General features: G+C 70.6%; 10 protein-coding genes. 1 reads left to right on the top strand and 9 read right to left on the bottom strand.

Annotated elements, in window-relative coordinates:
• Positions 1 to 38 precede the first annotated feature (38 nt).
• The 7 genes from AFR_RS28205 to AFR_RS28175 form a co-directional block, all read right to left on the bottom strand.
• A complete protein-coding gene (locus AFR_RS28205; RefSeq protein ID WP_041841198.1) occupies positions 39 to 830 on the bottom strand; it encodes a DUF1684 domain-containing protein in 792 nt (263 codons plus the stop codon).
• A gap of 15 nt (positions 831 to 845) precedes the next feature.
• The gene (locus tag AFR_RS28200; protein ID WP_023560213.1) at positions 846 to 1304 is read right to left on the bottom strand and encodes a hypothetical protein; all 459 of its coding nucleotides are present in this window, start codon (positions 1302 to 1304) and stop codon (positions 846 to 848) included.
• A gap of 90 nt (positions 1305 to 1394) precedes the next feature.
• A complete protein-coding gene (locus AFR_RS28195; RefSeq protein WP_023560212.1) occupies positions 1395 to 2510 on the bottom strand; it encodes an alpha/beta fold hydrolase in 1116 nt (371 codons plus the stop codon).
• Positions 2511 to 2597: 87 nt separating this feature from the next.
• Complete coding sequence (locus AFR_RS28190) at positions 2598 to 3779, bottom strand: serine hydrolase domain-containing protein (protein WP_023560211.1); 1182 nt, start codon at positions 3777 to 3779, stop codon at positions 2598 to 2600.
• A gap of 1 nt (position 3780) precedes the next feature.
• The gene (locus AFR_RS28185) at positions 3781 to 4689 is read right to left on the bottom strand and encodes a hypothetical protein (RefSeq protein WP_023560210.1); all 909 of its coding nucleotides are present in this window, start codon (positions 4687 to 4689) and stop codon (positions 3781 to 3783) included.
• Between the two features lie 128 nt (positions 4690 to 4817).
• On the bottom strand, positions 4818 to 5843 hold the full coding sequence (locus AFR_RS28180; RefSeq protein ID WP_023560209.1) for an SMP-30/gluconolactonase/LRE family protein: 1026 nt from the start codon (positions 5841 to 5843) through the stop codon (positions 4818 to 4820).
• 39 nt (positions 5844 to 5882) lie between these two features.
• The gene (locus tag AFR_RS28175; protein ID WP_023560208.1) at positions 5883 to 6566 is read right to left on the bottom strand and encodes a hypothetical protein; all 684 of its coding nucleotides are present in this window, start codon (positions 6564 to 6566) and stop codon (positions 5883 to 5885) included.
• Positions 6567 to 6845: 279 nt separating this feature from the next.
• Between AFR_RS28175 and AFR_RS28170 the strand changes: the two genes are divergently transcribed.
• A complete protein-coding gene (locus AFR_RS28170; RefSeq protein ID WP_041841197.1) occupies positions 6846 to 9062 on the top strand; it encodes an MMPL family transporter in 2217 nt (738 codons plus the stop codon).
• Between the two features lie 91 nt (positions 9063 to 9153).
• Here AFR_RS28170 and AFR_RS28165 read toward each other — a convergent pair whose 3' ends face one another.
• Positions 9154 to 10125, bottom strand: a complete 972-nt coding sequence (locus tag AFR_RS28165; protein ID WP_023560206.1) for a hypothetical protein — start codon at positions 10123 to 10125, stop codon at positions 9154 to 9156.
• A 52-nt stretch (positions 10126 to 10177) separates the two neighbouring features.
• A complete protein-coding gene (locus tag AFR_RS28160; protein ID WP_023560205.1) occupies positions 10178 to 12430 on the bottom strand; it encodes a putative bifunctional diguanylate cyclase/phosphodiesterase in 2253 nt (750 codons plus the stop codon).
• Positions 12431 to 12462 lie beyond the last annotated feature (32 nt).

Raw genomic sequence — 12462 nt, 5'->3', positions numbered from 1 at the left:
GCGCCCCGATCGGACGCGCTGACCGTACGCGTGACCAGCTAGGCGGCCAGGCGCTCGTACGGGATCTTCTCGCCGGCCTCGACCGCGACCGGCAGGCGGTTCTCGGCCGGGGGCAGCGGGCAGGTCGCAAAGTCCGTGTACGCACACACGAGGTTCGTAGCCCGGTTGAAGTCGAGGACCACGCTCCCGTCGGCCGCCGGGGCGTCGATGGTCAGGCTGCGGTTCGCGGCGTAGGTGGTGACGCCGGACGTCTTGTCGGTGAAGAGGGCGAAGAGTGACCCGGGGGTGCTGCCGTTGAAGACGGTCAGCGCCAGCGGCACCCCACCGGCCTCGAACTCGACGCGGCCCGGCGATTCGTAGACGTGTTCGAGCCCTTCGACCGCGGCGCCGACCGTGACGTCCCGCGGCTGGTCGAACGCCACGTAGCGACCGGTGATCTGCCATTTCTCGGTCGGCTCGTACGCCGGGACACCGCGGAACTGCGTCCGCAGGGGGTTCTCGGGGTGGCGCGGCCGGACGATGTCGAAGCCACCACGCCGGGCGATCTCGATGACCGCGTCACCGGCGACGGCGTCGACGCCGCTGCGCTCGGCCAGCGGGCCGAAGTGGTGCAGGCCGGTGACGGTCTGCCCGCGGACGGTCAGCGTCTCGCCGTCGGCCAGGTCGACGGTGACGCCGTCCGGGCCGGTGCTCCAGGACCCCGGGGCGTCGGGGAACCGCTGCGGCTCGGCGGTCAGGAAGTTCAGGCTGGTGATGGCCAGGAACCCGTGCGGGTCGGCCAGCCGGCGTTCGTGCCCGGCGTGCCACGTCTCCCACTGCTTCTCATCCATGACCACAGCCTATCCCTACTTACGGGATGGGATATCGCCTGTGTCGGAGCCCTCGAGATAATTGAGCAGGGCCTCGCGGTCGCCGGGGTCGAGATCGGCGAAGGCGGCGTGGGCGGTTGCCCAGCAGCGTTCGGTGTGCGCCGCGAGCAGGCCGATGATCGCCGCCCAGGACATCGAGACCAGGTGGAACACCCGGTCCTCGCGCAGCCACGGCAGGCGGCTCAGCTCGCCCAGCGCGTCGGTCGCGGCGTCGTCGGTCCGGGCTCTCCGGACGAGCTCGAGGACCGCCCGGGCCCGGAACGTTCCGCGGCCACGGGCCAGGGCGTCCAGCTCGGTCACGGACATGTCGTGCATCGGCGGCTCGGGCAGGCGGGTCTCCGTCGCGGGCGGGTTCTGGCGCGGGTGCCGGGGCACCCGCGGCCCGCTCGTGCGGGCGGCGAAGGAGTGCGCCGGCGGTCGTACCGTGAAGTTCATCGGATGGGCCTCACTGTGCGGGTCGGGGTGGTGGCGGCATCCCGCGCGGGGGTGGTCACGCGGGATGCCGCCGGTCGGGGGAGCCTGCGATCAGGCGAAACGGGCCGCGATCCACGTGGCGACCTGGCCGGTCGTCGCGAACACCGCGCCGTCGTGGTTGGCGCCGTCGACCGACACGAAGTCGACGGGCTGTGTGCCGTAGGCGGTCAGTTCGTCCAGCAGCGGTCCCGCGGTCAGGCCGTACGGCACGGCCTCGTCGTCGGTGCCCTGGATCAGCAGCACCGGCGCGGTGGGCGCCGACCGTGCGGGGTCGACGTAGTTGGCCAGCTTGGTGACGACCGACTCCGGCAGGGCGCCCCCGACCAGCAACTGCTCGGGCGTCAGCGGCGCGTACGCGTCGAGGATCTCGTAGAGGCACCCGTTCTGCAGGACCGGCGCCTTCTGCTTGGCCGGCGCCGCCAGCACGGAGTTGGGGTCGAAGGTGGGGTCGGCGGCGTTCAGGCCGTACAGGGCCATCACGAGGTAACCCTGGCCGGGCGTGCCCGGGACCAGCGGCGCGAAGATCTGCGCGTTCGACACCGGCGCGATCGACGCGACACCCTTGAGCACCAGCGAGCCGTCGTACGAGGGTGCGATCTGACCGGCGAAGAGGGCGCCCTGGCCACCCTGGGAGTGACCGTCGAGGGCGTACTGGGTGGTGAGTTTGCTGTCCAGGCTGCGGGCCGCCTTGACACTGTCGATCATCGAGCGGGCCTCGCTCAGGCCGATCAGGTACGGGTGGTTGCCGGGGACGCCCAGGCCCGGGTAGTCGGGGGCGGTGACCGTCCAGCCCTTGTTCAGCAGCGCCGCGACGGCCTGGCGCGCCTCCGGCCAGAAGACGTTCTGGCTCGCCGACGGCGCACATTTGTCCGCCAGCCCGGTCGTGCCGTGGCCCCACACCACGGTTTTGTTCTTCTTGTTGGTCTTCGGTGTCAGGACCAGACCGGTGGCGGTCAGAATGGCGCCGTTCGGGGCCGTCGTCACGTACGCGATGCGCTTGCCGGTCGCCAGGGGAGCCAGCTCCGGCGGCAGGGTGGCCGTCGTGGTGACCAGGACCGTTCCCGGTGCGACGGTTGCGGCCGCCGGGCCACCGGCGAACAGCAGAATGGCGGCGCAGACCAGCGCGACATTGACGGCGGCCACCCATTTGAGCAGGGCAGAGTTCATCTATGGATCCCTTTCAGGGTGGGTGATTCCGGGCATGCGGGTACCCGGATGAAATGACAGAAGGAGGAAAAGGAAAGGAGAAAAGGGTCAGGCGAAATGATCGGCGATGCGGCGCAACGCGGTGATGGTCTCGCGGTCGCGGCGTTCGTCGTCCTGGGTGGGCCAGGCACTGCACTTGACGATCACGACGTCGGCACCGGGGTCGACGAAGAGGTACTGCCCGTGGACACCGACGCCGGTGAAGGCCTGGAAAGCGCTGTCGCCGAGTGTCCACCACTGGTTGGAATATCCGTAGTGGTCGTAACCGCTCGGTCCGAGAGAACCGACCCCGAGCTGGGGCTGGTCGCTGCCACGACTGCGCCGGACCCAGTCGCGCGGCACGATCTGCTCGCCGGCGACCATGCCGTCGTTGGCCATCAGCAGGCCGATGCGGGCGAGATCGCGGGGAGTGGCGTTGAGCGAGCCGGCACCCAGCGCCGTGCGGGGCCGTCCCCGGGTGAGCCAGTAATAGGCGTCGCGGTCGGCGCCGAGGTGCTGCCACAGCCGCTCGGACGCGTACGCGGCCAGCGACCGTCCCGTCGCGGCCTCGAGCACCCAGCCCAGGATCTGCGCGTCGAACGTCGAGTAGTTGAAGCGCTCACCCGGCGCGGCCCGGCGCGGCGCCGAACGCACCACGTCGGTGACGCTGCCACCGCCCATCACGGCCTGCTCGAAGCGTTTGATGCCGCTGTCGGGCACGTCCCACACCTCGGCGTCGCCGACACCGCTGGTCATGTCGAGCAGCTCGGCCAGGGTGGTCTCCTCGTAGGCGGTACCGAGGAAGTCGGGCCGGTAATCGGTGACGCGGTCCTTGATGCTGCCGATCGTGCCGTCGGCCAGGGCGATGCCGACCAGCAGCGAGGTCACCGACTTGGAGACCGAGAACAGCTGCATGCGGGTGCGCGGGCCGGCGAACGCGCCGGGGTAGGTCTCGTGCACGATCTCGCCGTGGTGCAGCACCACGAACGCCGTGGTGAAGGTGCGGCGGTGCAGCTCGGTGAGGGTGTGGTCGGCGTCCTCGAAACGGTAGGTGAGGTCGAGCGGGCACGGGCTGAGCGGCAGCGGCAGGTGCGCACCACCGCGGGAGACCCGCTCGGTCGGCATCAGCCAGCTCATGTGGGTGAAGGTCCACTCGTTGAACGGCCGGCGCATGATCAGGTCGCCCTGGCGGTCCCACCAGGAGGGTTCCGCGGCGGCGCGGATCGGTGTCTGCTCCGTCGTGCTGGTCATGTCAGTCCCCGCAGTCTTCGGTGCGGTCGGCCGGTCGGGCCGCGGCCGACTTCTGCTCGAACTCCTCGCGCAGCGACAGGCCGTTGGGGTCGTTGATGGGCTCGAGGTAGCTGTTGAGGATGCCGATGACGGCCATCCCGGCCAGGTGACCCCGCGGGTCGTCGCCGATGATGCCGGCGGTCGGGTCGCCGAGGTTGCGGATGGCAAAGCCCTCGGTGATCGCGGCCAGCGTGTCGGCGAAGTCGTCGAGGGTCACGCCCTTGCGCAGCTGGAAACCGCGTCCGGCGATCGTCGACTCGTAGATCTTCTTCCAGGGGGCCAGGGCGCCCTCGTAGTTGCTCGAGATCGCGGCGTGGATGCCGTCGTTGCGGTGCGCGGTCGCGACCATCAGCAGCTGCAGCCGGAACAGCGGCATGCGGCACATGACGAGCAGCTCGTCGTAGATCGCGCCGTCGAGCACATCACCGAAGGCGCCGTCGGTGCGTAACCACCCGCCGCGCGTCTCGACCTCCGCGCTGTACTGCGGGTCGTAGTTCATGTCGTGGAACAGGAACGCCAGCAGGTCGTTCAGGTAGTCGTCGTGGCTGGCCCAGGTGGAGCGGTAGGGCCCGTCACCCTTCTGACGGAGGAAGGGCGGCTCGAGATTCTCCATCTCGCGCGACAGGGCACGCTCGGTGAGGAACCGGATGCCCGACCAGTACGGCTTACGACCACCGTCGGCGGGCGCGGCGTTGTCGTCGCTGCCGAAGTGCTGCTCGATGAGGTTGGCGCCCGCCTTGAGGTAGCTCGCCACCTTCGTCGAGTTGACGAGTGCGACCCGGGTCGCCTCCCTGATCCCCTTGACCCGCGTGACGATGCCGGAAAAGTCCTGATCATAGGGGAAGGGGAGGTCCTTCTTGCCGTACGTCATGTGTCGATTGTTGTCCAGCGGCGCGACGATTCAAGTGCGCACGTGCGTAGTACTCGGAGTCTAGGCCTTGCGCTTTTGCCATAAGCCGAAAATGTGACATTGAGTAGGCGCAGAGTTACGGAAAGGCATCAGTTCGCCAGGCTCGTCCGGGCAATCGCACTCTCGGTGAGGCTGCCGAGCCAGAGCGTGTCACCGTGCTGCCGGACCCCCGTCGCCATGACGTACCGGCCCGCCGGACCGTGCAGGGTCCGCAGCACCGTCCCGTCGCCGTCCACGAGCGCGGCGATCGTGTACGGCAACGGCTGAGGCTGCAGCCGCGCCGGCAGCACGGCGGCGATCCGCCGCAGGTGAGGATGGGGGAGCAGCCTCTCGGCGATCGCCACCCGCGGGCTGGCCAGCGCGATCCAGTAGGTGCCGTCACCGACCGCCGACATGTTGTCCGGATAGGCCGGCAGGTCTCCCAGATCGGTGACCTTGCCACCGGGCAGCGACAGGCGCACCAGCCGGTGCGACACCGTCTCGCACAGCAGCAGCGCGTCCTCCTCCGGCGTCAGGGCCACACCGTTGGGGAAGTGGAACCCCTCGGCCACCACCTCGGTGCCGCCCGACGCCGGGTCGTACGCCAGCACCCGCCCGTTGGGGCGGTGCTCGAGCAGGTCACGACGCCAGTGCGAGACCGGGAAGCGGGTGGAGCTGTCGGTGAAGTAGACGACGCCGTCGCGGGCCACCGCGGCGTTGTTGCACAGCAGGATGCGGCTGCCCCCGACCCGGTGCGTCAGGTCGGTGATCGTGCCGTCCGCGGTCACCCGCAGCAGCCCGCGATAGGCGTCGCAGACGATCAGGCTCCCGTCGCGCGGGTCGGCCTCGATGCCCAGCGGCCGGCCGCCGGTGTCCGCGAGCAGCACGGGTGTGGCGCCGGCGTGCGCGTCGGGCGGCCAGCGCCAGATGCGGCCGTCCTCCGTACCGGAGAAGATCTGGCCGTCGGCGCCGACCGCGACATCCTCGGGACCGTGACCACCGGGGACCTCGATCTTCTCGACGTCGTCGAGACGCGTGTCATCGGCGGCCCACGGCCCGATCAGCGCCGGCGGTGTGGTCGCGGGCAGCTTGACCGGCCGGATGAGCCAGGGCGCGGGCGGACGCGGAACGGTCATCCGGACATGGTGTCCTGCCGGGCGCCCGGAGGCCAGAGCTCAGCGCCGCAGACCGACGGAGACGAGCACAGGCCGCAGCACCGCTTCCCGCACCCAGCGGCCCGAGGCCGAGATCATCCTGTACGCGGGGACAACCGTGTGCCGCCACACCCAGGCGATCGCGAGGCCGACCGGCCGCAGCAGCCACCGGTACGCCTGACGCAGCACCCAGCCTGCGCCGATCCACCCCGGGTGCAGCACCCACCGGTACGCAAGGACGGCTACCGCATCGATCCCGCGCCCGATCATCGTGAAGGTCCACACCAGCGCCTGCCCGAGAGCGGTCCAGAGCGGCTCGGTCACGGTGAAGAACCACACGACCGGAATCACGAGCAGATAGCGCACCAACAGACCGAACGGCCGCAGCGCCCACCGCCGCCGCGCCCAGAGCCACCGCCCCGGCACGACCAGCAGCCGGTGCGCCAGCCACTCCAGCGGCACGACGACCAGATGTCGCCACAGCCAGGAGATCGGCACGACAACCACGTAGTGCCACACCCAGGCGACGGGAACGACGACCGCGTGGTGGAAGAGCCACGCCAGCGGCCGCCCGACGTACCGGGCGAGGAACCGGCCGATCACCACCAGCAGCTCCCACAGCAGCCGGAACGGCAGCACGAAGATCACGGCAAGCACCCGGATCGGCCAGTGGATCCAGGCAGGGGGCGTCGGCGTCTCGTTCATGGCGGGCCTCACCGTAGCCGATCCCGACCACCGCCTGTACCCACCGTCACGGTCGGTCCGGCTCGGGGCGGGACCCGGGGGAACCCTGAGTGTGGCGTCGGGGGTATCGGAGCCAAATGTCCGATGGCCGCATTTTGTGCCGTCGGGGAGTCGTGTTTCTGTCCCGTGGGGGCCTGCCCGGGGATCAGGGTGGCACGCGGGTCCGACCCGGATGTTCCCAGCTCCGGCGCTGCCTACGTTCAGCTTCGACACAGAAATCTTCTGCTGGAGGAGACCGCGATGGCCAGGCGACCGGTGACCGTACGAGTGGCGCGCTGGAGTGCCGAACATCCGTGGCGGGCAATCGCGCTGTGGGTGGTTTTTGTCGCGGTGTGCTTCGTCGGGGGCAATGCCGCCGGGCTGAAGGAGGCCTCCGCCGAGGACATGGCGGTCGGTGAGAGCGGCCGGGCGACCGTGCTGGTCGAGGAGGGAAAGTTCGCCGACGAGCCGGAGGTCGACAATGTCCTGATCACCGCGCGGTCGGGCGCCCTGGACCCGAAGGCGGCCGCTGCCGCCGCCACCGACGCCGCCACCACGCTGCGGGGTGTGCCCGGTGTGGCCGAGGTCGGCAAGCCGATCCCGGCCACCGACGGGTCCGCGCTGCTGGTGCCGATCACCATGAGCGGTGACCCCGACACGGCGTCCGAACGCGTGGAACCTCTGCGCGCGGCGACGGCGCAGGTGCAGACCGCCCATCCGGGACTGCGCGTCGAGCAGGTCGGCGGGCCGTCGATCAACAAGGCGCTGGAGGACACCCTCGGGGCCGACTTCAAGCGGGCCGAGGTGCTCAGCCTCCCGGTCACCCTCGCCATCCTGATCATCGCCTTCGGTGCGCTGATCGCCGCGGGCATCCCCGTGCTGCTGGCCCTGTCGTCGGTCGCCGCGGCCATCGGCTTGTCCACGCTGGCCTCGCACCTGGTGCCGGCGAACGACTCGACGAGCAGTCTCATCCTGCTGATCGGCATGGCCGTCGGCATCGACTACTCACTGTTCTACGTCCGGCGTGAACGTGAGGAACGCGCCAAGGGCCACGGTCACGTCGACGCGGTGGAGATCGCCGCGGAGTCCTCCGGCCACGCCGTGGTCGTCTCCGGTGCGGCGGTGATCATCGCGATGTCCGGGCTGTTCCTCGCCAACGACGCTCTCTTCTCGTCGCTGGCCGTCGGCTCGATCCTCGTGGTCGCCGTCGCGGTCATCGGGTCCCTGACGGTCCTGCCGGCGATGCTGGCCAAGCTCGGCCGCTGGGTCGACCGTCCGCGGGTCCCGCTGCTGTGGCGCCTCAGCGCCCGTAACGGCAAGGGCCGCTTCTGGCCGGCGATGCTGCGTCCCGCTCTGCGCCACCCGCTGGTCACCCTGGTCGTGAGTGTCGGGCTGCTCCTGGCCCTGGCGGCTCCGGCGCTGGGCATGCAGCTCAAGTTCCCCGGCACCGAGGACCTGCCCCGCACGACTCCGGCGATGCAGGCCTACGACCGGCTGGCCGTCGCGTACCCGAGCAACGGCACCACCCACGACGTGGTCGTACGGGCCTCGGCGGAGCAGGCGGGCGCCGTCAAGGCGGCTCTGACCGCACTGGCCGGGACGGCCGGCAAGGACCGGTTGTTCTCGCCGGCCGAGAGCGCCGGGCCGGAGTTCGAGGTGTCACCCGACGGCCGCGTGACCGTGCTGTCGGTCGCCACCCCGTTCACCTCCCGCAGCGACGAGGCCGTGCAGTCCCTGCACCGGCTGCGCGACGACCTGGTCCCGGCGGCCCTGGGCAGCATCCCGGGCGTCGAGTACGCCGTCGGCGGTGGTGTCGCCGAGAGCGAGGACTACGCCGCCCACGTGTGGGACAAGCTGCCGATCGTCGTGCTGTTCGTGCTGGTGCTGACGTTCCTGGTGATGGCGTGGACGTTCCGGTCGGTCGTCGTCGCGCTGACCTCGATCCTGCTCAACCTGCTCTCGGCCGGCGCCGCGTACGGGTTGCTGGTCCTGGTCTTCCAAAGCACCTGGGCCGAGGGGTTGCTGGGCTTCACCTCGATGGGTGCGATCGTCACCTGGCTGCCGCTGTTCCTGTTCGTGGTCCTCTTCGGCCTGTCGATGGACTACCACGTGTTCGTGGTCAGCCGCATCCGCGAGGCGGTGCTGCGCGGTGTGCCCACCCGCCAGGCGGTGGCCGAGGGCATCACCGGCTCGGCCGGCGTGGTGAGCAGCGCGGCGATCGTCATGGTGGCGGTCTTCTCGATCTTCGCCACGCTGAGCACGATCGACATGAAGCAGCTCGGTGTCGGCCTGGCCGCGGCCATCCTGCTCGACGCGACGATCATCCGGGCGGTGGTCCTGCCGTCGCTGATGACGCTGCTGGGCCCGGCGAACTGGTGGGCGCCGCGCTTCCTGCGCGGACGGGGCCGGCACGCCGCACCGGGCCGCCCGGTCCCGCCGGCCGAGGACCGCGAGCCGGAGCTCGTCCCGGCGGGATGACCACGAGCCGCCCGGCGGGTCCGATCGCGGACCCGCCGGGCGGTGCCGTCAGCGCCGGTACGACCCGCGCGGCGTTCCGGACCAGTCGAGATCAGGCCGGCCGGGCGTAGACCGTGGTGTAGGGGCCGTCGCCCGTGTGCACCACGAAGGGGAGCGAACCGCCGTCGTCACGGGCGACGACGTTGAGGGTCCAGGTGCCGCAGCCGGAGCTCGGCAGGGTCACCAGCAGCTCGTTGTGGATGCGCAGGTGGTGCACCTGCTTGGACACGGTCACCGAACGAGGTGCCGACGCCTGGGAGGTGCAGGCGGCCGACGGGATGCTCGGCGTGGCCACGACGCGGGTGTAGATCTTCGCCGCGGCGCCGTCCGGGTAGGTGGCGCGCGGGCACGCGTTGCCCCCGTTGCCGTAACAACTGCTGGTTTGGAGGTCGCCGACGACCCGGAACGAGGTCGCACCCACCGGCGGGGTGTACCCGGGGACGTGGTGCAGCTGCCGGACCGGCGCGCCCAGGGCGAAATAGGTGGCGTCGCTGCCGGACCTGATCAGGCGCGCCGTCCGGTCGGCCGGGATGGCGCCGCTGACGTCACCGAGAAAGCCGCCTCGCATCGCGGCGGTCTCACGGCCGTGGGACAGCTCGTTGTTGAGGTAGACCCGCAGGTGACAGTCGTAGGAACCGGCGGCCGGCGCGACGAACATCATCCGGGTCATGAGCGTGACGTCCGGCTCGTCGGCCAGCAGGTTGCGGGTGTTCCAGATCTGTTCGCCGGGCAGGGTCGCACCCCCGGCCGGCTCGCAGGTGATCTTCTGGGCGGCGGCGACCGGTGACGGCTGCCCCTCGGCCCGGGCATTGCCCATGACCAGTTCGGCGCGCAGATTGCGGGCCTCGCCGGCCTGCATGCTCAGGTGCATGGTGGCCGCGATGGACCCTTCGCCGGTGCTGCTGTCGGTGATGGTGGTCGGACTGACGTCGACCTGCGAGACGTAGGCCTGGGCGGGACTGCCCGGAACGATCAGCAGTGCTGCCGCGGCGACGATGGTCGTGAGCTGGGCCGCTCGACGCATGTGCAAGGTGGACCCCCGTGTGGCGAATGAGCGGCCACCCTATCCGCCGGGGTCAATTGCTGGGCCACCAGTTGACCGCGGCGTCGGCCGGGTGGCGCAACAGGGCTTCGATCTCGGCGGAGGCCGCCGGGCGGGCGAAGAGGAAACCCTGGCCGTACGTGCAGCCGAGGTCGCTCAGCAGGGTGTGCTGGTCGGCGTTCTCGATGCCCTCGGCTACCGTCTGCAGGCGCAGTGCCTGGCCCAGATGCACGACCGCCTCGGCCAGCGTCGCGTCGTCGGGGTCGGTCGCGATGCCGTCGATGAAGGCCTTGTCGATCTTCAGGATGTCGATCGGGAACCGCCGCAGGTAGGACAGGGACGAGTACCCGGTGCCGAAGTCGTCGATCGCGATCTGGACGCCGAGCTCACGCAGCCGCCGCAGCGTGCTGATCGTCGCGTCGGTGTCCTGCATCAGCAGCGACTCGGTGATCTCCAGGACCACCCGGGACGCCTCGATGCCCGACGTGCGCAGCGCCTCGGCCACGTCCTGGACGAGGTCGGTGTCCTGGAACTGGCGGGCCGACAGGTTGATGCTGACCCGCAGCCGTTCCGCGCCGGGCACGTCGCGGTGCCACGCGGCGGCCTGGGTGCACGCCGTCGTCAGGATCCACTGACCGAGCGGCACGATCAGGCCGGTCTTCTCCGCCAGCGGGATGAACGTGTCCGGGCCGAGCAGTCCCAGCTCGGGGTGCAGCCGGCGGACCAGGGCCTCGACGCCGATGAGGTCACCGGACGGCAGGTCCACGATCGGCTGGTAGAAGACGACGAACTCGTTGTCGGCGAGCGCCTGTTCGAGGCTCAGGCGCGCCTCGGCCTCCTGGAGGGCGTCCGCGTACATCGACTCGTCGAAGATCACGTAGCGGTCGCGGCCGGCGGTCTTGGCGGCGTACATGGCCAGGTCGGCGTCGCGGAGCAGCTCGTGGGTCTCGGTCTCGGCCACCGTGCCGGTGACCTTCGCCGAGGCGATGCCGATGCTCGCGGTGGTGACCAGATCGCGGTTCCCCACGCGTACGGGAAGACGGACGACCTCGAGGATCCGTTCGGCGAGCGTGGCCAGTTCGAGGTCGTCGAGGCCCTCGACGAGGAGGGCGAACTCGTCACCACCGAGCCGGGCCAGGGTGTCCGACGGCCGGATGCAGGCGCCCATCCGCGTGGCGATCACGCGGATCAGCTCGTCACCGGCCGCGTGGCCGAGGGTGTCGTTGACCTTCTTGAAGTCGTCCAGGTCGACCAGCAGCAGCTCGACCCGGCCGCCGTTGCGCAGGTTGCGGGCGACCGCGTGGTTCATCCGGTCGCCGAGCAGCGCCCGGTTGGGCAGCCCGGTCAGCGAGTCCTCGAACGCCTGCCGGGTGAGCTCACCCTCGAGGGCCTTCTGCGCGCTGACGTCGCGGATGGTCAGCACGATGACACCGAGGTCCGGGTCGTGCACGCGGTTGGTGCCGATCACCTCGACGGTGATCCACCGGCCGTCGGCGTGCCGGCAGCGGGACTCGCGGCGCGACGTGTGGCCCGGTGCGGCCGCCCGCAGTTCCTGAACCCAGCGGGTGGCCTCGGCGACGTCGTCGGGGTGGGTCATGTCCATCAGCGTGCCGACGGTGAAACTCCCGGCGTCGTGGCCCAGGATGCGCCCGGTCGACGAGCTGGCGAAGCGGATGTGCCCGTCGGCCACCGCGAGCACCGCGTCGGAGCCGTTCTCCAGCAACGCCTCGGTCCGGCGCTCGGCGGCGGTCCGCTGTGTGTCCTGCAGTCCCCGGTTGTGCGCGGTCAGCACACACAGCCCGACGACCACCGACAGGATCATCGACAGCGACACCACCAGCACCGTGCTCGGCTGCGCCACGACGGCGGCCAGGCCGAAGTACCCCGCCAGCCCCAGGAGCCCCAGACCGAGGATGGTCCGCGGCCGGAACAGCGCGGACGCCGCCATGACGATCACCATCGCCCCGGCCGGATAGATCGCCAGCGCCTCGCTGTCGACCACGGTGAAGGCGAAGAGGAATACCAGGGCGGCTGCGTACCCGGCGGGCAGGAACCGCTGGACGGCCGGCCGGGCCAGCAGGCGGGCCAGCGGCAGGTTCGCACCGACGCCCAGAGCCACAAAAGCGAGCCCGAGCGGCACCAGGGCCCACCGGTACTGCGGCTCCCAGGCCACCTGGATCCGGATGGCACCCATCGCGGTCAGCGCGGCGATGATCCACAGATCGAGCCGCACCTGCCGCGCGTGATATTGCGCGACGGTGGCGTCGGTCCGGGTCCAGGGCTGCACGAGCCCAACAGTCGGACGCGGCCGCGAGGATC

Source organism: Amorphoplanes friuliensis DSM 7358, assembly GCF_000494755.1.
In the GTDB taxonomy this organism is placed as follows: domain Bacteria; phylum Actinomycetota; class Actinomycetes; order Mycobacteriales; family Micromonosporaceae; genus Actinoplanes; species Actinoplanes friuliensis.
This window is presented reverse-complemented; position numbering and strand designations above follow the sequence as displayed.

Coding starts and splice junctions, on each gene's coding strand:
- AFR_RS28205 (WP_041841198.1), bottom strand. CDS start 830: ATGGATGAGAAGCAGTGGGAGACGTGGCACGCCGGGCACGAACGCCGG.
- AFR_RS28200 (WP_023560213.1), bottom strand. CDS start 1,304: ATGAACTTCACGGTACGACCGCCGGCGCACTCCTTCGCCGCCCGCACG.
- AFR_RS28195 (WP_023560212.1), bottom strand. CDS start 2,510: ATGAACTCTGCCCTGCTCAAATGGGTGGCCGCCGTCAATGTCGCGCTG.
- AFR_RS28190 (WP_023560211.1), bottom strand. CDS start 3,779: ATGACCAGCACGACGGAGCAGACACCGATCCGCGCCGCCGCGGAACCC.
- AFR_RS28185 (WP_023560210.1), bottom strand. CDS start 4,689: ATGACGTACGGCAAGAAGGACCTCCCCTTCCCCTATGATCAGGACTTT.
- AFR_RS28180 (WP_023560209.1), bottom strand. CDS start 5,843: ATGACCGTTCCGCGTCCGCCCGCGCCCTGGCTCATCCGGCCGGTCAAG.
- AFR_RS28175 (WP_023560208.1), bottom strand. CDS start 6,566: ATGAACGAGACGCCGACGCCCCCTGCCTGGATCCACTGGCCGATCCGG.
- AFR_RS28170 (WP_041841197.1), top strand. CDS start 6,846: ATGGCCAGGCGACCGGTGACCGTACGAGTGGCGCGCTGGAGTGCCGAA.
- AFR_RS28165 (WP_023560206.1), bottom strand. CDS start 10,125: ATGCGTCGAGCGGCCCAGCTCACGACCATCGTCGCCGCGGCAGCACTG.